This is a genomic window from Pseudovibrio sp. Alg231-02 (genome assembly GCF_900143565.1).
Taxonomy (GTDB): domain Bacteria; phylum Pseudomonadota; class Alphaproteobacteria; order Rhizobiales; family Stappiaceae; genus Pseudovibrio.
Map to the genome: position 1 here is coordinate 76030 of NZ_FREX01000002.1, position 25834 is coordinate 101863.

A 25834-nucleotide genomic window follows, 5' to 3' on the forward strand; every position below is an offset into this window, starting at 1 on the left:
AGATTAGGAAGGTTGGAGATGGGTTGATCTCTGACCTTCCTCGGTTTCTGTTGTATGTGTCATTGCTTGCTGCAGCTCGGGTAGAAATGCCCAGATCTCACGATTGAGTTTAACAAGCTTCTCGATTGCATTTCCCATTTGGGTGATGCGCGCGTCGTCGACTGCCTTGATTTCACCGAGCTGGATCTGTCCATTCTTGCGTTGAATGCGCATGGAATGGGTGTGAGTGATCTCGCCTTGTTGGTTCTGCTTGAAAGTTGCGTGGCTAAATTCATTTCTTAGCCGGGTACTTTCGTTGAAGATGCGAAGAATGCGGCGCAGCTTCTTTTTGAGGGCAACATCTTTTAGCTTTGCGTCTGCTAAGCGTTCTATTAGCTCCAGCCTTGCCCTGGTTGTGTTGAGAGTGCCGAAGACAAGAGTTGCGGTGAGCTCGTCGGTCTGCATGAGATGCTGCAGGATGTAGATGAACGTGCTCTCATTGTTGGACCAGCTGTAATTGATGTTCCCAATCAAAGCGAACAGGAGGTTTCGCCGCCCAGCCTTGTTGGGGGCAATTCTGTCTAGTTCGTCAAAGTCAGGTGAATGAGAGGTTTGATCGTGCATAAAGCGCGCCTGTCTGAGAATACTCGTTTTACAGCCTATAACTATGTTTCTAACGCAAGGGTAGCAAAGCTAAGGCGTTATTTATAGAGCGTGACGGACAGGTTTTGCTTGGCGACTCTTTGATTGAATGTTTGGGGAGTGTTGGTGAAGTAAATGAGGCTTAGTTTCGATGATTCCTGAGATTTAAAGGAGCATAAGCCACAGTGACTGAAGATATTCCTGAATTACCTGTGAAGAAATTTATGCGATCAGGAATGTGGGTTACTGGGCGGATTGTGTCTTTAAATTAGAGTATGGCGTTCTTTTATTAGTCGGCAAAGTTTGGTTATAAACCTATAACTTTTACACTCAAACAGTGTTTTAGCTACCTTGAGAATTCACTGCATATTACATAGGTCACCGAAAACCTATTTCTTGATCAGGTTGCTATGTGATTTAGATGACACTGTCATTATTGAGACCAATAAACACTTCCCTGTTAGGAGTGCTTAGTTGTTTTTTAGTAATATTTAAAACACTAATTTGCGAATACTAACGTTAACTCACTATTAATATCCTAGATTGCCATAGTAATTATTATCTAGTTCGATTGAATGTATTGTTGATTATTACCAGATATTACTCTTGGTTTGTCTGTTTTTTAGGCCGTGGTATAGCTTCCGCCGCTTCCAAGAGGAATATTCTTTCTTCTTTACTGGAGGTTTTGTTTGGAGGAATGGAGTCTATTCGTTTTAGCAAGAGCATTTAGTTAGTAATTTAGCCAGAATTCCAGAACCAGCGCATATTTTATCGGTTACTTCGTTTTCTGAAGCCGACGTGTTGTTTAGCGTACAGATTTTACATTTGTGCGATCTGGAATCTTGTGTCCAAATTCGGGGTTATCCGAGTTTACAAGCCATTTGCTTGTTCTGATCTTTGATCAAAAAGCTAAATCGAAAAGACATCCTTCAAATCATGGAATGAAACATTTTTTTAATCCTCAGGAGAACCTGTGGCAACCAGCTGACGCAAATGATCGGCTTCTTGCAGGGCAGTTCTCCGAATATTTGGAGACGATATGTCTGGTTACAATCCATTTACTGATGGCACTGATACGCGTATCCGTGCGGAACAGGATAATACGCTCGGTGATAAGGATGTCGTTGAGCACAATGGTGATAGTAGCGCTGAAGTGCTTAATGACGGTTCGTTAGACCAAGAGGTCTTAGTGAACCGTGATGATCTGATTGATACAATCGCACAGGCTGGCGATGGCATTCAGGATATTAACGCTGCACTACAGATTGGCGACGACCTGACCATTGATGCGAGCTCTTCCGCTTCAGCTAATGGCCAGGGTGTTGCGCTTGCCTTTGATCAGGGTATCGCGACCGGTGCGAACCTGCAGAGCAACGATGTCTCCGGCAGTGTAACTGGCGGAAACTTTGATGCGTCGACCGTTGGTGGTGACGGCTCTGGTGTCAATGCGCATCAAGCAGGGGCGGCAGCAGCAGATAACGACACGGATACACTGGTTCGTGCAAACCAATCCAACTACGCGAATGACCTTGATACACTCAATAATGTTACCGTCACGAATGATGGTGATGCTGAGCAACGTGTAAAAGTTAAAGGTGGTGATGCTGATTCTGGTAATGGCATCATTGGTGCTGGACCAACTGATATTGCTGGCTCAAATGTTGGCGTTGGTGATGATGAAAGCATCACTGGTTCTACTGCTGCACAAGCAGATGCATCTGGTCTTGCACGTAGCTTCAACCAGACACTGCAAACTGGTAGCAATGAGCAGGGCAACAATGTTGATCTATCGATCACAGGTTCAGATGTAGATGTTTCTGGTGCTGGTGGATCTGGTGCTCAAGCTGTTGTCGGTGGGACTGACTACACTTCTGGTAACTCAGATACCAACACTCGTGGGCGTGTCACTCAGTCAAATGAACTGAATGATGGCGTTGGTGGTGGTTTTGGTGGTGGCAACATTGACGGTGCTATTGCAAATCCTGAAGTTGCCAATCTTGATGACTCTTTGCAGGTTGTTAAAGCCAAAGCAGGTAATGCATCTAGTGATGATGGCATCAATTCAATTGACCATATCGGATCTGCTGCATCTGTTGGTGGTGACGGGAGCGTAAGCGGTAGTGCTGTCGCATCTGCTTCAGCAAGTGCTGTTGGCGTTGGTTTCCAACAAGACATTTCTGCAGGCAGCAATGCCCAGGGTAACTCTGCAAGTCTTGACATTACAGGTACTGGTGTTGGCCAGGCAACCTCTGGTGAAGATGACGCGACTGCTAGTATTCAGGTCAGTGCCGATTGGAATTCATCTATTAATGAATCTGAAACAGGCACAAATGCTCGCTTTAACCAGTCTAACGAAGCTTACGATGCCGATGCAGTTCTAGAGCCAAGCCTTCATAATGACGGGCATTCCACTCAGAAGATTGAAGCCTACGGTGACGATGCGACCGCTGGTGACGGTATTGACATGAACGGTGGCCGTCTAGGTGCGGAACACGTAGTCGATGATGGTTCCATCACTGGTTCGACGCTTGCCAAGTCTGACGCTTTGGGTGTTGCTGCAAGCTTTGAACAGAAAGTCAGCACTGGTGGTAACTCACAAAGTAATGCCTCTGAGTTAGGTGTAACTGGAGCAAATCAGGTTACTGCTTCTGCTGGTGAGGACGGTGCCACTGCGTCTCTAAATGCAGACAATCCATCAGCTTCTGGCGATCACAAGACTGGGACGCGCACTGAAAACAATCAGTCTAATGCGCTTGGCGATAAAGATGAGATTGATGATGCGAATGTTTGGAATGAGCATGATAGCTCACAAAGTGCAGATGTAACTGGCGGCATCTCGAATGCTGGTAACGGTATCTCGTTTGATTCTGGTACTTCTGCTGCAGTGCACAGTAACTTTGACATGAGCGGATCTGCTGCGGCTTCTGCAAATGCTCAAGGTGTCGCACAGTCCTTTACGCAATCATTGACCACAGGCGGAAACGCCCAAGGTAACTCTGCTGAAGTCTCTGTGACTGGCGCAGAAATGACGGCCTCGATTGCTGGCGAAGATGATGCTGGTGCTGCCACAGGGCCTGTTTCGCTATTGGCTGGTAGTGGTGACACCAACACAAACACCCGATCCTTCCAGTCTCAAGAAAATGAGATGTACGAAGGCGACACCTTGTTCAGCCCTGATGTCATCAACACTGGTGGGGCAGATGCGGTGCAAACCGTCACAGTTGATGCTGGCAGTGCGACTGCAGGTAACGGTATTGAAGCTCTTGGTGGTAATCTCGGTCCTGATACCGTTGGTGATGATAGCTCCATCACCGGCAGTGCTTCTGCAAGTGCGAATGGTGTAGGCGCTGCGATCAACTTTGGGCAAACGCTCAAAACTGGTGGCAATGCTCAATCAAACTCCGTCGATGTTGATATTACTGGTGGTAACAAAGCTGTTGCAGCAGCTGGTGAGAGCGGAGCTACTGCTGGGTCTGAGCCAATTACATCTGTCGATCATGACACCACAACAACCTCGTGGAGTGATCAGAGCAATCAGCTTGGTGATGTTGATGAAATCGAGCATGCGGACGTCACTAACTGGGGCCATAGCACTCAGAGTGTTGATGTAGGCGGTGGAACTGCTTCCTCTGGAGCTGGTATTGTTCAGATTGGTAGCAGCTCAACCAACATTGATGGAAATGAGAGCATCTCAGGCTCCAGTTCAGCATCTGCTGACGTGACAGGTGTTGCTCAGTCCTTCACTCAGACGCAGTTGACAGGTGGTAATGCTCAAAGCAACTCTGCATCCGTTTCTGTTACTGGTGCTGATGTGAATGTTGCTTCTGCTGGTCAGGACGACGCGGAAGTAAACGGTACTTGGGTTGGAACTACGAACACCGATAGTTTTTCAGGTGGCCTACAAGGTAACACTGCTTACGATGGCGATACCATCTGGGATAGTGATGTTCGTAACTTCCATGATTCCACTCAAGAGGTGACTGCTACTGGTGGAACTGCAACTGCTGGTGATGGCATTGCATCCAGTGGGGATGGTCAAATTGGTGCTCAAGGTGCTCCTGGTGTTGCGGAAGACAGCAGCATAAGTGGCCTTTCCAACGCTGGTGCTGATGCTACGGCTTCTGCAGCATCGTTTGAGCAGGTTCTTAGTTCAGGTAGCAATGGACAGAGCAATTCTTACGATGCAAGCATTGTAGGTGCGAACTCTGGCGTTGCTGCATCTGGCGAAGACAATGCAACACTTGGTCAGTTTGGTCAGGCAGCAGCTGCCGGTCAGTCTGATACCGACACAGCAGCTGGTGCGTGGCAGGAAAACACGCTTGGTGACAAGGATACCATTTCTGATGCTGATGTCGTAAATCGCGACATGGTTGATCAGGATGTCTCTGCTTCAGGCGGAACAGCCACAAGTGGTGCTGGCATCAGTGTTGCCGACTGGGATGGAGATGTTGGAGCTGCGAGTGTTGGAGATGACTCTTCTATCACTGGTGTTACGCAAGCAACTGCGGATGCGTCTGCTTCTGCGTCTTCCATGAACCAGAAGCTGTTTTCTGGTGGTAATGCTCAGAGCAATGATCTTGATCTGAGCGTAACTGGTGGAAGCAGTAATGTTCAGTCTGCCAGCGAAGACTCCAACGTAGCATTTGCATCTGTAACTGGTACTGGTCCAGCTAACAACGGCGGTGTAGATTCAACCGACTCCCTCCTTGGCGGGTATCAGAGCAATACCATTTATGATGGTGACAGTATTTCTGATGCGGATGTTGTTAACTACTCTAATGTTGAGCAGGGTGTTACCGCAACAGGTGGTACGGCGAGTGCTGGTGTTGGTTCCGGTGGTATTGATGGCACAGATGTGAAGGGTGCGTTGAACGTTGGTGACAATGCATCTCTCACAGGTAAAGCCTTGTCGTCTGCTGATGCTGTCGCGGAAGCCTCTGCATTCAACCAGGTAATATCTACCGGTGGTAATGCGCAGGTAAACTCAGCAGATGTCGAGATTGTTGGAGACAACAAGAATGTCATCTCCGTTGGTGATGACAGTGAGGGTGGGGCTTCGAACTCAATTCGATCCGGTACCGTTGCTGGCAATGCTGACAGCCTTGCCTTGTTCTCACAAAGCAACACTGCTGGTGACAACGACCAGATTGATGAAGCCGATGTCGAAAACTTCGATGAGCTAACTCAGACTGTTACGGCAACTGGTGGTGATGCTGACTCTGGTGACGGTATTACTGATCCAGTGAGTTCGTTCGTTGCTAATGGTTCTGTTGGTGATGACTACACCGTGACTGCGGAAGCTGTTGCTTCTGCGGATGCTACGGCGAAGACATCTGCCTTCAACCAGAGCCTGTACTCAGGTGGTAACAAGCAGGTCAACTCGACTGAGCTGGATGTTACAGGTCAGAACGATACGCTTCTCTTCACAGGAGAAGATGATGGTCTGGGTGCATTGGACATCACACCTTCTGGTAGCCCAGATGTTGGTGGCGGCTTCTTTGGCAATCTGGATGCGAATGGCACTGACACCATCTTCGGTGCTGAGCAAGCAAATGCATTGTATGATCAAGATACGATCACCAATGTTGAAGTCCATAACCATGGAACGCTTGATCAGAGTATCGTTGCTGATGGTGGTCAGGCCATGTCTGCGGATGGCATTCACGATGCAGAAAGTCTCTTCGACTTCGGTACTGGTGACGATTACAGCGTGACGGCTTCTACTGCTGCGACTGCTGATGCTCTGGGTGTGGCGAATGCCTTTAACCAGACAATTGTCATGGGTGCGAACGTTCAGGCCAATGCTGTTGATGTCAACGTTGTGGGTGGTTCCTCAACCGTGAACGTGGTTGGCGAAGACGACCTTGCATAAACCAAACTAAACAAGACCTGTGCGGATCACTCCGCGCAGGTTGTTTTATATATCCATATGAAATTGTTAGGATATTTTATGCTGTCGCAGGCTATAAATGAATTGAGCTGGCACTTTATCGGCTACATGAAGATTTTTGATAGTATCGCTACAGCTGAACAGAGCTTTGACGAAGCACGGTTTGCCCAAGACACTATTGTGATTACTCCGGTGGAAGTGGTTTATTCTCGCGGAGGTACCACAGACCTTCCCTATGAAAAGTTCTACAGTCTTCCATCGCTTTTGCCAGAAATTAGCGCGCTGTCACAAGCCCGTCTCCCATATTCGGTTGAGACGCTCGTAAATGCTTCTGAGTTTGTTCCACCTTCTGAAGTTGTACTGTTTGAAGACAGTACGGGCCCAGAGCTGCCGCAAGGTGGAGATAGCGGTCAATCACTGGACTACACGTATACTATCACCTTCACTTATCGCGATATTTATGCGCCGGACATTGAAATAAACCTCGCTCAAGAAAATGCCCTGACGGATGATGATTTGCTTTTGTCTAAAAGTGAGTTCGGGGATGATATTCCTGAGTGGAACTCAGATGAGGTGTTGGATCAACTGCTTGATGTTGCGAGTGACATTGAGCTGGATACGCTTGACCAGATTTTTGATGATGGTGATGCGCAAAGTGCGGCTGATGCCATTGGCGAAATGCTGGTTCATAGAGCGGAGAATGATGCACCAAATCCTTCTTTTGCAAGTGGTGAGAATATTGGTGAACTGCCTGAGGACGAGCAGGCAGAAGACGGCACCTCTGAAGATGAACAGAGCGATAGCAGCTATGTAACGACCGGTGACAATGAGGCGGTCAACGTTGCCTCGATTGTGGACCTGAGTGAGTTGAAATGTTCGACTGTCGTGATGGGGGACTACTACGCCACAAACTCGATCATTCAAAGCAACTTATATTATGGTCCTACAGATCAGCCAGCGGACACTGTCGTCGGTCAGGGACTTGATGAAACGATTGTCTTCAATGATGCCAATGTGACTTCCGAAGGCGAGTACATTATTTCCTCCGCAGTTACCTACAACAACCCCGATTACTCCATGAGTGTTGATGTTGTTAGCGGTAATTTTTATGACCTGAATATTGTCAATCAGAAGAACTTTCTTTCCGACGACGACTGCGTTTCATACCAGTTGAACAACAGTGGTTATTATGTTCAGACCGGTGATAACACCCAGGTCAACGCGGCGCAGTTGATTGATAACATTCAGAATTACGATGTGATTATTGTTCTTGGAAACTACTATGACGTCAACTACATCAGTCAGAAAAATATCCTCCTGGATGCCGATTATATTGATGCGACTGGTGCAGCTATCAATGAGACCGGACGGCACAATGTGCTGACCAATGAAGGTACGATTAAGAATATTGGTGGCGGATCGCTGATGAAGCCGATGACCTCTGAGGTGAACGGTTTGGTGGACGCTATTGATGGTCGAGCAGGGGACTACGAGTATACCGCCTCTTCTGCCACAGGTGGTTTGCCGATCCTGCCGAGCACTGACCTGAAAGTCCTCTACATCACTGGTGATTATTACCAAATCAATGCGATTGAGCAGATCAATGTTCTCTCGGATGCGGACTATGTGAAGATCCATAAAGAACAAGAGGATGATGGTGTTCTCACACAGGTTATTAATGGTGAGGTCGTTGAAGATGACCAAGAGGGTTATCTGGACACGTCAAGTAACAAGACGAGCAACAAAGCAACCATCATTGATTATGATAGTCAGTCGGGTTTTCAATATTTGGATGGCGAATACTCAGAGGAAGACATTGTTATAAAAGTCAATATCGTTGTCTCTGAAGAAGATGATCTCGAAACAGCATTGAATGGAAATACAGATCTGGTTTCGGAAGTTGTTGCATTTACTGGCAATGACGGTGGTAGCGAAACCGGAACGTCGCCCGCGTTTGTTCCTTATGCGGGTGAGAGTGACATGGTCTCCGATATACTTGTTTGATTTTAATAGGTTTTTATAGAGAGAATATATGTTTAAAGCTCGAGCGACAAAGAACAATAGCCGGCAACGTGGGAGGCAAGCGAGCAAAACATTGCAGGTGGATGGTGTTCAACAAGCGCCTGCACATGGAGAAAAGCTTGCCAGCCAAAAGGGTAATTTCGCCTCCAGGAAGAATGGAGGACCCTATGAAGATATTGATTTTCGCAAGTTGATGCAGAATGGATTGGCGCGTGCCAAGGTAAACCTGCTTTATGTTGGTTTCTTTTCGTTTTGCGCCAGTCTTCTGATCCTGTCTGTTCCAATTTACTTATTCCAGATTTCCGACCGTGTTTTGACGAGCCGGAGTGTTGATACTTTGGTGATGCTGACAGCCATTGTTATCGGGCTTGTGCTTGCGCATGTGCTGTTGGATATGTTCCGGCGCTTCATGCTCATGCGGGTTGCTGTGGATGTTGAAACACGCCTTGGTGGACCTGTTTTGAGTGCCGCAGCGCGAGCGTCTCACAACGGCAGTAGTCAGGAATTTCAGGCTCTTTCCGACCTTCAGCAATTGAGAAGCTTCCTCACTGGTTCAGTTCTTTTAACCATCATGGATGCACCGGTTGCTCCTATATACCTGCTCGTCGTTTATCTGGTTCATCCTCATTTGGGGATGATTGTGACAACGACCATTCTGTTGCTTCTTGTGCTTGCACGGATCAACCAGAAGCTGACAGCTGTACCGTTTGGAAAGGCTAATGCGTTTTCCTCGCGTGCCAATCTGCAAGCTGAAGCAATGGCGCGGAATGCGCAGGTCATGAATGCGATGGGGATGATCCCGGAAGGGGTGATTATCTGGGGTAAAGAGACTGCAGAGTCTTTGAAAGCGCAAATAATGGGACAAGATAGAAACGTCCTGATTTCTGCGATCTCAAAATTCATCCGCCTGTCGACACAGATCACGATGCTGGGATGGGGGGCGTGGCTTGCGCTTTCCAATGAAATAACCGGGGGGATGATTATTGCAGCCTCTATTATTGGTGGTCGTGCGTTGGCTCCGGTTGAAGGTATTATTGATGGTTGGAAGAGCTATGTAGGAGCGAAGAGTGCGTATGGTCGTATTCAGAAATTGCTCCATACTTCGCCCCTGAATGTACATCGGTTGCGCCTGCCGAATCCTGCAGGGCGGTTGAGTGTTGAGCGTTTGTTGTTTGTTCCACCGCCCAACAAACGCGTGATCCTAAATGGTATTTCGTTCCAGCTTTCTCCCGGTGAATCGTTGGCGGTGGTTGGTGCTTCGGGATCGGGTAAGAGCACGCTTGGGAAGATGTTGGTTGGTTCCCTTATTCCAACGGCGGGTAATGTCCGTCTTGATATGATGGACCTGCGGAACTGGGATAGCCGGCAGCTGGGCGAAAACATTGGGTATTTGCCTCAGGATGTACAGCTTTTCCCGGGGACAATTAAAGAGAATATCGCTCGCATGAACCGTGAAGCCAAAGATGAAGATGTCTTCAAAGCGGCGCAAATGTCGGACATCCATGAGATGGTTTCGCAGTTTTCTCAGGGCTATGAGACGCAGGTTGCTATGGATGGTGCACCGCTTTCTGGCGGGCAACGTCAACGTATTGGATTGGCGCGCGCGTTTTACAATAATCCGCGTTTGTTGGTGCTTGATGAGCCCAATTCTAATTTAGATACAATCGGGGAGCAGGCGCTTGCTCAGGCTCTTGAACGTGCAAAGCAAGATGGCATGACTGTTATTGCCATCACGCAACGGCCTGCTTTGCTGCGTTGTGTCGATAAAATCATGATGCTCAAGGATGGGACGGTTGCTGCCTTTGGCAGTCGTGATGAAGTGATGCCATTGATAACTGGCAAGCGACCCGGCATTCCACAACATCAAAATGCGCCGGGGCATAATCTGCCAGCAGCACAACCAGCTGAATAGTTTAAGCTTTTCTTATTTGGTGATTTTTATGTCTACTAGAGCTCTTATACTTGATGGAAGCTGGTATGAGGATGTGCCTCGCACAACTCGCGCGCCCATACTGGCTAGTTTTATCATTATTGCTTTCACATTTGCTGGATTTGGATACTGGGCTTCCAGTGCACCAATGGCAGGGGCTGTCGTCGCCTCAGGCTCCTTTGTTGCCACTGGGCAAAACAAGATTGTTCAGCACTTTGAAGGTGGGATCATCAAGGAAATCCTTGTGAAAGAGGGGGATGTGGTGGCTGCTGGTGCAGTACTGGTGAAACTTGATGAGACAGCAGCTAAAGCTAACCTTGAGCGCTTGTTGATCCGGCAAGCACGCCTTCAAGCTATTCAGGCGCGTTTGACGCAAGAGGCCAAAGGCCAGAAGTCATTGGTGCTGCCGAAGGAACTCTTAAGCACTGCGCAGGATGCTAAGATCAAGAGTATCATTTTGAACCAGTTGCTGACCTTTAAAGCTCGAACCCGAAAACTTCAGAGTGAAATTGATATTTTTACTCAAGGTATTAATGCACTAAAGGAGAGGATCCAAGGTGGCCAATCGCAGCTTGTTGCTGTGAAGGAGCAGATGGATCTCTTTCAGGAAGAGTTGGATTCCAAACAGAAGATCCTTGGAAAAGGCCTTATCCGGAAATCTGACGTACTTCGCATTCAACGCTCACTGGCCAATCTCAAAGGTGAGGAAGGTCGTATCCTTGCTGAAATTGGAGATGCGACTGAGCGTATTGCCAGAGCAAAGGCGCAAATTGTAAGGGCGGAGAATGAAGCCTCGCAAACCGCCGTTGGGGAGCTTCAGGTCGTTAATGCTGATCTGGATGATGTGAGTGAGCAAATACGTGCTGCGCAAGATGTTCTGCAGCGCGTTGAGATTGTAGCGCCAGTTCGCGGGATTGTTGTTCGGATGCGTTATCACACTGCAGGTGGGGTGGTTGAGAGTGGTAAGGATCTAATGGAAATCCTACCTCTGCAGGATGAGCTCATTATTGAAGCGTCGATCCAAACCACCGAGATTGACAACGTGAAAGAAGGGCAGAAGGCAATGGTTCGCCTGACGGCTTTGAACCAGCGGATTACACCGATGTTGGATGCAAGGGTCGTATACGTATCAGCTGATGCGTTGCGAAGTGAGGATCCGATGAACGTTTCTGCTGATGTCTATAAGGCGCGTGTGAAGCTGGATCGTGAGAAAATTCCGACATACCTCAACTTCAAAGCAACGCCGGGCATGCCAGCGGAGGTGTACATCACAACGAGAGACCGTACCTTCTTCGATTACCTTATGGAGCCTGTTCGTGACAGCATGTCGAGAGCTTTCAGGGAGCCTTGATTTTGGTCGAGCTTAATAGCTTGTTGCGTTAAGCTGATTCAACCATATGAGCTTTCTATAGCGCGATGTTTCTTGGTATAAGGTCTAATGCTCAGCAACCTCTACTAAGAATGATTCAAAGGAGAATAGCGGGCTATACCTGCATTTTTTATGAGACTCACTTTTGTTACTGCACTCTTATTTGTTTAATTGTGCAGGCGCACTAGCTTTAAGTGAGTGTATGTGGATCTATATTCACAACTGTTTAGTGCAATTTGAAGAAAATTTTTTATTGTGTTCTCAATGTTTCAGTAACTAATTGGGCAGTCCTTTGATTTACCGTAGAAATCCCTGCAAACTGCCGCTTACGTTAGCTTTATTTTGTTGATGAAGGAAACTAAAGCGTCTGTGCACTGGCAGTGGACGACTGATGTATGCCGATAGGTAAATAGAACCACAAGTTTGATACTAGGCATTTAATGATAACTATTTGGCATTTCTTAACACTGTCTCCTTAAGCGAAGATAACCATGGGGTGAATTTGTTCAACTGCTGCGGGTGTTTGTTGCCTTCGGCAGTTAGGCTCGTGGTGGTAGCTGCATGACAACAATCGTTATTGTCGATGACAGGGCAATTAATAGAAGTATTTTTGAAAAGCTTGCTCTCGCTGTAGATGCATCTGTCAAAGTGCACTGTTTTGCTTCGCCGGTTGATGCTCTCGAATATATGGAGAGCAGCGTCCCCGACTTGATTATTACCGACTACAGTATGCCGGAAATGGACGGCGCTGATCTAACGCAAAAGGTCCGCGCGCTTGAGCATTGCAGCGATGTGCCGATTGTCGTCATCACCGTGTTTACGGATCGCTCGTTTAGAATTCGTGCGCTGGAGGCGGGCGCAACTGATTTTCTGCAAAGTCCGGTTGACCACAATGAGTTTGTCAGTCGGGCCAGAAACCTGCTTGCTCTGCGAGAAGAGCAAAATGCGGTTAAACGTCATGCTCGCTTTCTTGAACAGGAACTGGTCAACGTAGAGCAGCAAAGCAAAGAAGCGCTCCGGGATTCCCGTGAGCAGCTGGCGCAGGTGATCGATAGTGTTCCGGCTATGATCACGACCAGCACACGAGATGGGCTATGCGCGTTCTCGAATGCGGCCTGGGCGCGCTTTCTGGATTCGACCACGGCAGATCTTGTTGGTGAAGATACTTACGGCAAGTTTGATAAGTTTACCCGTGAGAGAAACCGTCGTTTGGACCGCAAGGTTTTCATTACGGGCAGAGCCTTGCCACCCTATGAAATTGAACAGCGAAACCATGCTGGTGATATCTTCCATTTCATCGTTACAAAAAGCCCTCTGCTGGATGTTGATGGGAATACAACGCATGTTGTGACGACCGCGACCAATATCTCTGATCGCAAACGTGCAGAAGCGCATTTGCTTCATATTGCGCACCATGATGCGTTGACGGGTTTGCCAAACAGAACGATGCTTGGTGAGCGCATTGATGAAGAGATTTTCCAGTGCCGAAACAGCGGTCGTAGCTTTGCGCTGCATTTTATCGACCTGGATCGCTTTAAATCAATCAATGATGCTTTGGGTCATCGTACCGGTGATCGCCTTCTGGAGGTGCTCGCAGAGCGTTTATTGCGCTGTGTAGATGGTTCGGACCTGGTTGCGCGATTGGGTGGTGACGAGTTTGCTATTCTCCAGACTGATTTGAAGAGTTCAGAAGAGGCTCTGCGCTTTGCTCAGCATTTGGTGAGTGTGGTTGAAGAACCGTTCCATATCAGTGGGCGGGAACTTCAGACGAGTGCCAGCGTTGGGATTACCAAATACCCAGAGGATGGCCTTAACAGCGAAGAGTTGCTGCGTTGCGCAGATATGGCCATGTACCAATCCAAGGCAGATGGTGGAAACACGTTCCATCTGTTTTCGACGAAGATGGATCACCACGTCAAAGAAACCGTCGCGTTGGAAGCTGAGCTACGGAATGCGATTGAGCATGATCAGTTGGAACTGTTTTATCAGCCTCAGATTGATTTGCGGACCCAGGAGATTGTCGGTGCTGAAGCTCTGCTGAGATGGAACCGACCAGACTATGGAGTGGTTGCTCCCAACGTCTTTTTGGGAACGGCTGAAGAGGTTGGGCTTATACTGCCAATTGGCGAGTGGGTGATTTTTGCGGCTTGTCAGCAGGCAAAGAAGTGGCTCGACTTAGGGGTGGCGACGCCTCGGATTGCCGTGAACATTTCGCCAACACAATTCCGCAAGCAGAACGTGCCACAGCTTTTGAAAGATGCTTTGGTTTCCTGCAGTTTGCCGCCTGATAAGCTTGAGATTGAGATTACAGAGAACATCGTTCTGCATGGCTCAGAAGCAACCGTCCGCGACTTGCGCGAGATCCGTGAGATGGGAATTGCGATTTCGATTGATGATTTTGGGACCGGGTATTCATCCCTCGCATATCTGAGCAGATACTCCGTTGATTGCCTGAAAATTGATCGGTGCTTTACGCGCGATATGATGACGGACCCGAACAACACGGTCATCATCAAGGCTATCGTTGGGTTGGGTAAGAGCCTTGATCTCTCCATCATCGCAGAAGGTGTCGAGACCCGGGAACAGGCTGAATATCTCACAGATGCTGGCTGTGAAATGGCGCAGGGCTATCTGTTTGGCAAGCCTGTACCTGCTGAGGACTTTTTACGTCTCTTAGAAGAGCAAGCAGCGAACTTGCAAGGGAACGGGCAGCAACGAGCGTTGGCTGGGGCGGAGTTTGAACTATGAACGACAACAGAAAAACGAAGCTGCAGTTGCTCCCGTTGAGCGGATTAAAGGATCTTTATAAGCGTATTATTCAGTTGGGCGGCGGTGAAGGCGAAATGTCTCTGAACCGTTTCATGTTCACCTTGCTGATCACGCCTTACCTAGCTTCCAACATCACTTTTGGATCGCATGAAAACTTCCAGACCAATGTCATCATGACCACGTTTGGTGTTGGGTCTCTGGCACTGCTTGCTCAGCTGCTCTACTCGCAGAACATCAGTTCACTTCGGCGCGTTCTTGCGATTTTTCTCGATGTAGGGGCAGTCTCTGCTGGGCTGTATGTGGGAGGGGAATACCTTTCAATCCTATTTCCGATCTATCTTTGGGTGATCTTCGGTAACGGATTCAGGTTTGGATTGGATTATTTGGCATTGGCGACAATTGCCTCTGTGAGTGGGTTCGCTGTGGTGCTGACGACCCCATACTGGCAAGGTGAGTTCATTCTTGGTCTGGGTTTGCTTGGATGTCTTGTTGTTGTGCCTCTCTATGCAAGCAAGCTCATCAGATCGATGACCGCAGCACAGCATGCTGCTGAAACTGCTAATAGAGCGAAGACCCAGTTCCTCACCGCTGTCAGTCATGAGTTGCGGACACCGCTGAATGCGATCATTGGCATGGGTGACCTGATCCAGGACACGCAGTTGGATGCTGAGCAGCGGGATATGGCGAAGACCATCAAGTATTCCGGTAGCTCGCTCCTTTCCATGATCAACGGCATTCTTGACTTTAGCCGGATTGAAAGTGGTCGAATGATCGTCAGTCGGACGGTCTTTGACATGAACTCGATCCTGCGTGAGGTGACACAGATTGTGCAGGGCCAAGCGCGCGGTAAAGGGTTGATCATTTCGCGCTACGTGGACAGCAACTTACCTCCGCTCCTTGTGGGCGATGCACGTCATATCCGCGAAGTTTTGCTGAATATTGCCGGCAATGCTGTCAAGTTTACCGAAGAAGGTTCTGTTTCTATTCGCGCAGTTTGCAAGGAAACAGATGGAGGCGAAATTCGACTGCAGCTAGAAGTTAAAGATACCGGGATTGGCATTTCTGAAGATGCTCAGTCGCGCATTTTTGACCGTTTTACCCAGGCTGATGATAGCATCGTGGATCGGTTTGGCGGGACAGGTCTTGGCCTTTCCATTGTGCGCGAAGTTGTCCGTGCGATGGGCGGTGAGGTGTTTGTCACCAGCCAGCCGGGGCAGGGCAGCACCTTTGTCATTGAGCTGAAAGTAGGCCGTGCTGTCAGTGACGAGACAATTCGGCTTGAAGTGGAAGATGGGGCTGTTGCTATTGTCTCCAAACGCAAGGATCTGCGGGATGTTTGCGCTGCTTCTTTACAGGATTGTGGCATTGAGCATGAGTGTTTTGAGACAGTTGGCAGTGCCTTCAGTGCTTTGCGTCAACAAACGTCCAGTGATGGCGGCAAGATTGTTCTCTTCGTTGGGGAAGATGTTCTGGCAGCGACGTCGGATAGCCTGCACTATGCGCTGAAATCGACTGGTCACCATCACAACGTCAATCTGATTCCAGTTTACTCAGCTGCATCGGAAAAAGAGTGCGAGGACGTTTTCCAGCCGAGTATTGTTTCTTCGATCAAAGTTCCGGTTTCCACGCAAGCGGTTGCCTGGGCTCTAAGGGCCGCAGGTGCGGAAGATGCGAAATCTGGCATGGAGCTTAAGGAAGAACTGCAGGCTTATTTCAGTCGCTATATTGGGCTGAACATTCTTGTTGCTGAAGACAACAAGACCAACCAGCGTGTTATTGAAAAAATCCTGCAAAAAGGCGGTCATACCTGCAAACTTGTCAGCAACGGCGAACTGGCCTTGGATGAGTTGGAAGATAACTCTTACGATCTTGCGATCATGGATATCAATATGCCGGTGCTGAACGGTATTGAAACCATCAAGTTGCATCGTATTACAGAACTTGGACAGGATCGCCTTCCGATCATAGCGCTCACAGCAGATGCAAGTCGCGCGGCTGCGCGAAATGCGCAGGAAGCTGGGGCTGATGCATGTGCGACCAAACCGATCGAGCCGCAAAAGCTTCTGACATTGGTTGATGATGTGATTGCAGAAAGTGGTGTTTACGAAAACATCACCCGCAAGAAAATTGCTAATAGTCAGGTAACGTCAATTTCCGAGCATCCTCGGTTTTCCTCTGAAGTTTCCTCTGGGATCGACTATGCAAGCCTGTCACAACTGAGAACACTTGGTGGTCTGGATTTCGTTATTGCTGTGATTGAAGATTATCTGAAAGATACCACACAGCTGCATCGCGATATTAAAGCTGCATTTGAAGCTCAGGATGCAGAGCTATTTCGGGCAAGTGCGCATGCGCTTCGTTCTGCTTCAGTCAACCTTGGGGCGACGGAAGTTGCGAAACTGAGTGATGACATGGAGAACTTGCCTGCGCCGCAAATGCCGATCCTGGGTGAAGACATGCTGCGTAAGCTGTCAGGCAAGATAAAGCGTGATCATGAAAACCTGACCAGGTATCTACAGCAGCTCAAGCAGGAAGGAAGTAATCCTATCAACCGCTTGAGCACACTGGATTTTTCTTAGAGCCAGTACAACTCTAGAAAGCTTGTTTACGTACAGATGGAGCACCGAGACGATCCTGAGCTTTTGTCAGGCGTTCCATCTTTTTCAAGTCCTGGTCGGACAAAGACAGAGCGGCGTCGACCCAAATCTCGACAACGTCAATCAGTTCTTCATAAGCGACTGGCTGAACCGTGCGGCCTGCGCGATAAATGGCAGAGTGAGCGGTGTGCTTGCGTGCGTTCTTGGTGATGTACTGCTGAACCGCAAACGGTGCTTGACCTTCTTCTACAACCTCATGAACAATTCCCATTTCATGAAGCTCTTCAGCTGAGTAGAGACGCCCACTCATAAGCATTTTTTCTGCAACACGGCCATCGACCATGCGTGACAGGAAGCTGTAAGCACCCATGCCTGGGAAAAGATTGAACAGAACCTCCGGCAGGCCGAATTTGGCTTGGCGTTCTGCGATGATCACATCGCAAGAGAGTGCAGTTTCGAATCCACCACCTAATGCATCACCCTGGATCATGCCGATCGTGACGATTGGCAGGTTTGAAGAGATGGCGTTGCGGTAAACAACGTCAATGCAATCAATGGCATACTTGTGAAGCTTCTCACGATCTTTTTCGCGGATAAGCTGGATGAACAGGTTAAGATCACCGCCAAGATTGTAAACGCCTGGAATACGAGAGGCGACGACCTTGAAGTTGATCGGGCACGGATCTGCTGGCAGATAAGTCTCAAAAAGACGCTTCATCACGGCCTGCGACTGTGCGAGTTCGCTTAGCAACTCAGGTGTAAAGCAAGGACGCCCTTCGCTTTTCATATAAAGCCAGAGAGCTTTTGTTGTTTCGTCGAATTCCAGATCAACCCAATTCAACTGAACAGACGCAAATTGCTGTGCAATTGAAACAGCGGCGACATCCACAACTGGATGCGTGCCAGACTTTAAGGATGGCTTTGTTGTTCCAATTAAGGAAGGAAAGTTGGATCTATGCCCCGTTAGATCAGACATCTCAGCCCCTACAAAATTTGCCTATGCGTTACAGTGGTTTTGGCACACCCCAGATCAGTCTATTTTTTGCTTTCGACTGTATTATGTGCAATCAAACATGGTAAATAATATATTAATACCAATATGTATGTCGAGCAAAAAAGTTATTGCACTGCATGAGTGAAGTAGTTACCCAGCGTCATTGTGACTAAAATTTTAGCTTTATTGTTAACCATGAATATTAACTGTTGGACTCTCAAAGCTTATAGATATGATTACTTAAGAGTTGGAGTGGGGGTTCCCAATAGGTAATATGAAACTAAGCTGAGGCTTGTAGTAAACAATTCAGTTATAAGTGGAAATGGATCACGCCTATACAAGCAAAAATAATCATCAGTTTTGGATCTCTCAAATTGTTACTTAAATCAAAGTATAATATTTAAAATATTAGTAATTCATACATTGCGAAAACTAACCAAAATTTTCTTGTTGCTTGTTTAACGAGTTGGTCAGGCAATTTCATCTGATTGAGAGAGCGTATTTTATCACGTAACCTTAACCTATAAGATCGTTATTTGGACTTTATGAGAAACTCTATGGTCATATAAAAATCAATAAATACAACGGTTTATGAGTTATGTTTGGGTAATCTCCAGGAATGCTCTCGTTGAGTATTACTATCGCGCTTTGCAGTTGCAATTTTCGGGTTTAACTCGTCTTCCTAAGGTGTTTTGCCTAAAAAAATGGCACTTATACGCCTGATGAACTTTTACCATCATGAGCGTCGATTTTTTTGTACAAAACGTGGAAAACTGCCGAATTGCGCTGATTTTAAGGTGTTAGACAGCAAATCACCTGTCTGGATTAACGTAAAAAATGGTCGTTTTGAGAGCAACAAAGAGCGGACTTGAGCGTCATTGCTGTGATGGTTTGAGCTTCTCCTCCCAACTTTGCGATGTCGATGAGATATGTGTTTGAGACCATTTGCGTTCATCGGTCAGAAACAGTGAACGCTTTTGTAAAAGCTGCGTTGAAATGTGAAAACCACGCTCTCTTTCATCCACTCGCGCGTCTTGCTGCATGGTCAGATAGAGCGGCCTATTTGCTGCAGCATGAACATGGTCGAGCTGCGGCGCCAATGCTTCATGCTGAGTGAGGCAGATGCTCTTGTCCTGAGTGCTTGACTGAGCTTGTGAGTGGAGACGAGGTTGCAGCCGAAGTTCCTCAAGGAACGTGATGTTGGATAGTGAAGCAAGGAGGGGGCAAGGGCCTTGCTGGTTTTGCTAATCTCCTGAGCCTGCCGGTGCTTGTGGAAAGCAGTATGTATAAAATGATAGCACCAAATGCCAGTAACAGCCGTCCCGTGATTCTATTGCTGCGATCGAGTCACCCGCCGACCTATCTCAGCTTCTGACAATCTGGTGAGGGGATAGTAGGGTAACTTTGTAGAGTGTCGTAATACAATATGTCTCAGGTAAGAAGATCAGATTCTGAGAGTTCAAAACTGAAGTGCTGACCTGAGAAATTTTCATAAGAAAGAATAGGCATAGCGTTGTGTTTTGTCTGGGCATATGGTGTGGGGCCTGTTGCATGGAGCGCCGATGTTTTACCTCAGGTTTGTCCTCGCTGTTGTTGCTTTTTCTCCTGCTTTGTTCCTTTTGAGTTGCTCCAGTGACAAGGTGGAAGAGATGCAAGCGCCGTTGAATGATGTGTCGCGGTGGGGCGTTCAGCTGCAGGATATCGAGATTAAGAAAATCCATCAGTCAGATCTCGATCTTGTGGTGATTGATTACTCCAAAGACGGCACTGCGCGGGGTCGGTTTTCCAGTTACGAAATTGCCAAGGCTAAGGAAAAACCAGATGGTTCCAGACGTCGTGTGCTTGCTTATCTCAGCATAGGCGAAGCAGAGGATTATCGGGATTACTGGAAAGATACCTGGCAGGAGACCCCTCCTGAATGGCTGGGTGATGAAAATCCCAATTGGCCGGGTAATTACACCGTCAAATTCTGGCAGCCAGAATGGCAAGGCCTCATTATGGCCTATCTCAAGCACATCATTTCTGCTGGTTATGATGGTGTGTATCTGGATGGTGTTGATGTTTTCCAGCGGTATGATGAGCGTGATCAAGCGCAGGCCAGAATGGTGAAGTTTGTCGGGAAAATCTCCAGACTGGCGAAAGCGCAGGAGCCCGGCTTCATTATCGTCGCGCAGAACGGGGAAGAGTTGCTGCGGTTTCCAAAGTACCGCGATGAGATTGACGGGATCAGCAAGGAAGATCTGCTTTTTGGTGCCTATCAAGATGGAGCCCGTAATAGCCCGCAGCTGATTGACTGGAGTTGGGGCTTTCTGGCTGAAGCACAAAGGGATGGTCTGTCAGTCTTCGTAATCGAGTACCTGGAGGATGGAGACAAGCGCAGGCGCGCGCGCAAGGAACTGGATGAGTTGGGCGTGATTTCTCTCTTTACCCGCAGGCCGTTGGATACGTTGGTCGCCTTCTAACGAAGAGCCTCATACCAGGTGTTGGGCCTCAAGGAGAGCCGTGCTTGAAAGAAGATGTGCTGGTCCAGCTTTTTAAAGGCATTTTGCAATATCGCCACCGCGAGGAAACTTGCTGTCAGGCAGGCGACGAAGTAGCCGAAGCCAAGATATTCCCGAGGAAGAAACAAGGTTGCATAGGTACAACTGGCGTTGAGCAATAAAAACGCGAGCTGCAACAGCATGTTTTCCATGTTTTTGTTGATGAAAATGAGTGTTGTAGAGGCTGCGAAAAACAAGAATTGAAAGAGTACACTAATTGCTGCAATTCGGATTATCGCAGCTTGTCGGTATTCAAAATTCAGAGATTCGACCACCATTGGAGAAAACAGGACAAGCAGCGCGCAGAGTGCTAGCTGGATTAGTGTGATGCGCCCCAATGTATAGATCGCTTCTGTCTTCAGGTTTTCTGATTTCTCGCGGATCTCAACGAGGGTGCCATGTCCCGTGATCGTCTGGATGTAGGATCTGAAGTTTCGAAAGAAATTGGTTTCGGCCTCAATCAAAAACAGCGCCAAAGGTGGGATAAGAAGAAGCTGGGCTATGAATATTGAACTGTCATAGGCGGGTGCATGCCGCAGGCCGCTGGGCAGAAGTTGGCCCTCTGCACTTTGCCAGATGATGACTTTGTCGACCCATAGTGCGCTGATGTTGAATATTGCGGCCAATGCAAGGGGCCAATAGCGTTTCATGGCGCCTGCAACATATGTCAGCGTTGTTGTGAAAGCGTAGTGCGACGCGGGGAATGTGAAGAGGACTTCTGTTGAAAGCCAAATAAAGCACAACAGGAAACCCAGGCTGAAGGCGCCAAGCAAATGAAACTCGCTGGGACTATGTGCTGTGCTGTAGATGATGAGAGCAACTGTGAGAAGTAAGCCTGTTGCAAAGGATAGGCTGACGCTTCTGTAATTTTGCAGGCTTGAGCTGAAGCCGAGGGCAATCCAGAGCAGGCTGGCGATCACGCAGGAAACAATGATGCTTATCACGTCATGAAGGGGGACATTCAGGAGCATTATCAGGATTGGTGCACTGACAATTGCAGTCACCAATGCGCAGACATAGAGCGCGCCTAAATAGATTTGTGGGATGAGATGGAATTTTCTGAAATAAATAGCGTCTGATGCCATCCTTATGGCGATGATCAAGACGGGAGCGCTTGTGAGAAGCGAAAGGCCGAGGATGTAAATCAGTTTTGTTCTGAAGCCGGTGAGTAGTGGTAAACCCAGTTTCTGTTCTGTGAGAAGTGAGATGAACAGGACACACAGAATGAACATGAGCCAAGGGCCTGCGATGACCATGCTTGCGTGGAAGACAGCCCGTATATGAGACGACAGATCGCCTTTGTGAGTTAGACGTTGCAGCTCAAAGCCGATGCCTGCCATTCAAAGTCTCCGATACCATGATGTTATCTTTGGTTTTATGCAAAGTGGTGTTTTGCTTTTGGGCGCTGTCTCTCGAAGTTCCGCTCATACAAATCCTTGTAGGATTTGAGAGCTTGCTGCTCGTTGTAGTCACGTTCTATGCGTTGTCGCAGCTGCGCTCCGTATTGCTGGCGAAGCTCATCGTCCCTTAGCAGTTTGGCCATGGCTTGTGCTGTTGCGGATGGGGACACGAGTTCTGTGATGATGCCGCCAGACCCGAGTGGATGGGGATCATCTGCGCGTCCTTCCAAAACCTCTCTACATGAGCCAACATCTGTTGCGACACAGGGAATTCCGGCGGCTCCAGCTTCGAGAAGAACGAGGGGTTGGGCTTCGCTCAAACTGGTGAGTGCCACGAGATCAATGGAGGGCAGGTACTCAGCGATGTTGACCGGACCTGTGAATGTGATCGTCTCTTCCAGACCCAGCTGCACTGCGAGCTTATGACATTCCTCGAAGTAGGTGGGCTCTTCGTCTGTTGGCCCCAGGATGAGTGCATTCACATCAGGAAGCTCATTTTTCAGCAAGCCGACGGCATGAATGAAGCTTTTGACGTCCTTGATTGCGACCACGCGCCCAATGAGCGCCACGGTTGGCTTGTGGTTGTTGTGCTGCGCTTGTGCAGACTTGAATTTGTCGAGATTGATGCCGTTGGGAATGACTTGCATTTTGCTTTGGCACGCTCCCTGAGACAGCTGCATCAGCTGGTTGTCTTTGTAAAGCGTGGTGATGTCTGAACAGCTGTTGTAGCAGCATCTAGCAAATGCTTCGAAGGCCGAGATCCAGAGGTCGCGCAGGTCAAGGCGAGGATCATCCAGCGAGAAACCTTTATTGATGCTGTCTTCGATCCAGTCTGCGAGCAGGATCTCTATGCGGCGTTCATTGGTGTAGATGCCGTGCTCGGTGATGATTGCCGGTGCTTGTGTGCTCAGGGCCGCTCTTGCTGCGAACAGGCCTGCGTATCCCGTTGAAATGGTGTGGTAGGTCCTGGCTTGCGGGATGGGAGCTTTAAGGACTGCGAACAAGCCGCCGAATAGTGTGTACCAAGCCCAGAAGAAGTGATGGAATGAGGTCTCTGGCAGGATCTCCTCGTACATCTGGCAGATGACGTTCCATGTGAGATCTGAGTTTGTCAGCTGGTTTATGGACCAGGGATGCTTTGTGGAGTTTACGAGACGATCAAGATCATACAAGCGGGCTTTGCTGCCGTTTTTCAGGAAGGCGCGGAGCTCCCTTGAGATGCCCTGTGTACTGGATGAACTGTAATCTGGTGCGGGTGCTGGATCATGGATATCGAAGAGAGCAAGCTCTTGATAGTGCTTCACATTTGGGGGTAATTTGTATTTGGGTGTACCGTTTTGTGAGCTGGAGAGAACCGCAACCACAGAGAAAGTGAGATCTGGCAGGCCTGAGATAAGCCAATTGATCCAGGAGGATACGCCTCCCGCAACATAAGGGTAGCAGCCCTCAACGATCATGCAGACGTCTGTTGTTGACGAAGAACGCATACTACTCACCCTCTCAGTTGACCAAGGCCTGCTCGTGCGCAGGCTGAACCGTTCTTCGTTCAAGCCTGTTCTTTATGCGCTGGTTCATTGCACAGGCTTCCAGATCTTTGACGCGCGTTAACTGCTTCAGGCAAAGCTGTGCTTCTTTGAGAGCTTCTTTTTGAATGAGCCGGTCTGCACGCAAGAGGGTTAGGGCTTTCTCAGCTTCGGGGCGTACATCCGTTTTCAGGAACTTGCGCAGCGTGGATGTCACCTGTTCTCGCTGGGATATGTCGATGAGCTGAGAGAGAGCTGCAGCTTGTAAACGTGTGATTGCGTCACGTCGTTGCTCTGTTGATGCCTCAGCAGGAAGTGTGACGATCTCTGAGATATCGTTTTGAAAGCGTTGCTTGAGTTTGGTGTAAACAGCGGCTGCCTGAACCCGGATCTCAGGCTTGTCGTTTTTGAGTGCGGCCTGAAGGAACTCCAGCAACTCGGGCTTATATTTGAGCGTAATTATGGAAAGAGCTCTTTTGATATCCTGAGTGTTTCCTGAAGCAAAGATTTTCTGAAATGGCCTTGGTGAGCCATGTGTCATGTCCAGCGACCGGTTGCTTATGATCTTACTGAAAACGTCGGCCTGCCTGGTTGGCGTATCCTCAAGCGCAAGAGTTGTGTGCCATCTGGCAAGTTTGGCGGTTTGTCTTCTGCCATCCAATTGCATCAGGACAGAAGCTAACAGTCCTCCAAAGGGGCCAAACAATGCGAAGAGAAAGATGCCATAATCATAAAGCGCAAATCCGATGCTGAGTATGTTTCTCATGAGCAGAAGGCAGAGCATTACCGCCAGACAATGAAACGCAATAGCAGGGCCGATTACCTCGGAGTTTTGGCCGATCTGTGAGACGAACCAAGCCTCAATAATTGTTGCGGTTACGACGACAACCGGCAGCAAGATTATTGAGAGGCTGAAAGGTTGCTTGGTGGTTGGTGTATCGAGCAACGTATCCTGAACCATACTAGATCACCGAGTTGTCGAACCTGTTGCTCGTTTGGGGAGCGTTGATTGAATAGAAGGCGACGAGGTTATCTGGTGCTGGTGTTATGTTGTGGTGAAGGAGGTTATTTGAGAGTGCGCTGCTGATGGCTTCTAACAGGACAGTGGAGTCTTCTTCGAGGAGGCGTGCTTCCAGTTGATGGAAGATGATTGCTCCTTGTGGTGTCCTGGTGTCCGTCTGTGTGCTGTTTGAGCTTGGAGTTCCAAATAGAAACATCAGACTCCCTTTGGGTGTGTGAGACCTGATCAGTCTTTTATCATTGGCCGGAGAGATTGGTTTAGCTGTGTCCGGATGGTGCATCAGCCATGCTTGTTCTTGCTGCTCACGCGAAGGTTTCAGCTCAGATGATGTCGTGATGTTGGAATGGATTAGACCAAGGCGCTCATTTGAGTACTTGAAGAGGCTGTATCTGGTCGTGCCGATCAAGTTGGCGAGAATGTTGTCCAGCTGTTTGGTGTTGTTTTGAAGATTCAGAGTGCTCAGCTTGTCAATTGCCCTGCACACGCTCACCGGGCTTGTGGTTTCCATCGAAGCAATACGACTTTGTAGGTTTTCGGCTTCAAGCGTGAGTGTGGTGCAGTAATCAGAGATTGTGTCTCGTTGTCCCAGGGCATGGGCCAACTGGCTTTGGAGCCTTTGATTTTTACGAAGCAGTGATGTCCTGAACTCTCCGAAGATAATAGCTGTCAAAAGCCAGAGCGTTGGTTCCAAACCTGTATTTGTGAAGTACTCAAAGAAACCTTGCCCGCCCATAGTTTGTGGTGGGATGTACCAAAGAGTGACTGCAAGTGCTGTCAGAACTGCAAGAATTCCGGAACGGGTTCCGAGAATGGAGCTGGCAATCAGTATCGGGATCCATACAGGGCTCGGCGAGAGGCTCCAGAGTGAGAGTTCGGGATGCAGCGTGGACAGTACCGGGAAGGGGAGGAACAGCAGGAAGACTTCCAAGACGTGGTATCGCTTCTCGGGTGCACGTTTTGTTTTCTTCTTTTTATGATGTCCAGTGTTACTTGAAAAATACTGATCCGAATACATCACGAATAAATAGTCCTATTGTCAAAAGTATCAGTATAGATTGTGTTTAAAATCTTTGTTTATGGCCGGGAATATTTACTTGCTGTTTTATTTATATTCAACTCTATGGAAAGTTAGGGTATTAAGTTCGGGGTTGGATATAA

13 protein-coding genes are annotated in these 25834 nt (G+C 48.3%); 7 read left to right on the forward strand and 6 right to left on the reverse strand.

The genetic code is table 11. From position 1 onward, the window contains the following. Positions 1-3: 3 nt before the first annotated feature. Entirely contained in the window at positions 4-603 is a 600-nt protein-coding gene (locus DHN43_RS05975) for a hypothetical protein (protein ID WP_108818055.1), read from the reverse strand. Positions 604-1660: 1057 nt separating this feature from the next. Between DHN43_RS05975 and DHN43_RS05980 the strand changes: the two genes are divergently transcribed. From DHN43_RS05980 to DHN43_RS06005, 6 genes are all read left to right on the forward strand, one after another. Further along, positions 1661-6493: a beta strand repeat-containing protein gene (locus DHN43_RS05980; protein WP_108818056.1), complete on the forward strand. Its 4833-nt coding sequence runs from the start codon at positions 1661-1663 to the stop codon at positions 6491-6493. 78 nt (positions 6494-6571) lie between these two features. Continuing rightward, the gene (locus tag DHN43_RS05985) at positions 6572-8515 is read left to right on the forward strand and encodes a hypothetical protein (protein ID WP_108818057.1); all 1944 of its coding nucleotides are present in this window, start codon (positions 6572-6574) and stop codon (positions 8513-8515) included. A gap of 91 nt (positions 8516-8606) precedes the next feature. Then, positions 8607-10445 carry a type I secretion system permease/ATPase gene (locus DHN43_RS05990; protein WP_063303221.1) on the forward strand — a complete coding sequence of 613 codons (1839 nt, stop codon included), beginning with the start codon at positions 8607-8609 and terminating at the stop codon, positions 10443-10445. Positions 10446-10473: 28 nt separating this feature from the next. Then, entirely contained in the window at positions 10474-11814 is a 1341-nt protein-coding gene (locus DHN43_RS05995) for an HlyD family type I secretion periplasmic adaptor subunit (protein WP_208994944.1), read from the forward strand. A 579-nt stretch (positions 11815-12393) separates the two neighbouring features. After that, complete coding sequence (locus DHN43_RS06000) at positions 12394-14580, forward strand: GGDEF/EAL domain-containing response regulator (RefSeq protein ID WP_063294041.1); 2187 nt, start codon at positions 12394-12396, stop codon at positions 14578-14580. Next, the gene (locus DHN43_RS06005; protein WP_108818058.1) at positions 14577-17180 is read left to right on the forward strand and encodes a hybrid sensor histidine kinase/response regulator; all 2604 of its coding nucleotides are present in this window, start codon (positions 14577-14579) and stop codon (positions 17178-17180) included. Before DHN43_RS06000 ends, DHN43_RS06005 begins: the two co-directional genes overlap by 4 nt. A gap of 13 nt (positions 17181-17193) precedes the next feature. Here DHN43_RS06005 and DHN43_RS06010 read toward each other — a convergent pair whose 3' ends face one another. Next, complete coding sequence (locus DHN43_RS06010; protein WP_108818059.1) at positions 17194-18174, reverse strand: crotonase/enoyl-CoA hydratase family protein; 981 nt, start codon at positions 18172-18174, stop codon at positions 17194-17196. Between the two features lie 1580 nt (positions 18175-19754). Here DHN43_RS06010 and DHN43_RS06020 point away from each other — a divergent pair. Next, entirely contained in the window at positions 19755-20654 is a 900-nt protein-coding gene (locus DHN43_RS06020; protein ID WP_208994952.1) for an MJ1477/TM1410 family putative glycoside hydrolase, read from the forward strand. Here the strand turns inward: DHN43_RS06020 and pelG are convergent. Genes pelG through DHN43_RS06040 form a run of 4 tightly spaced genes read right to left on the reverse strand, consistent with a single transcriptional unit; the run spans position 20651 to position 25604 of the window. After that, on the reverse strand, positions 20651-22072 hold the full coding sequence (gene pelG, locus DHN43_RS06025; RefSeq protein WP_108818062.1) for an exopolysaccharide Pel transporter PelG: 1422 nt from the start codon (positions 22070-22072) through the stop codon (positions 20651-20653). The two genes, DHN43_RS06020 and pelG, sit on opposite strands and share 4 nt — an antisense overlap. A 35-nt stretch (positions 22073-22107) precedes the next feature. Beyond that, entirely contained in the window at positions 22108-23619 is a 1512-nt protein-coding gene (gene pelF / locus DHN43_RS06030; protein WP_108818063.1) for a GT4 family glycosyltransferase PelF, read from the reverse strand. Positions 23620-23632: 13 nt separating this feature from the next. Further along, the gene (locus DHN43_RS06035; protein WP_108818064.1) at positions 23633-24616 is read right to left on the reverse strand and encodes a hypothetical protein; all 984 of its coding nucleotides are present in this window, start codon (positions 24614-24616) and stop codon (positions 23633-23635) included. A 1-nt stretch (position 24617) separates the two neighbouring features. After that, positions 24618-25604: a hypothetical protein gene (locus DHN43_RS06040; protein WP_208994954.1), complete on the reverse strand. Its 987-nt coding sequence runs from the start codon at positions 25602-25604 to the stop codon at positions 24618-24620. Positions 25605-25834 lie beyond the last annotated feature (230 nt).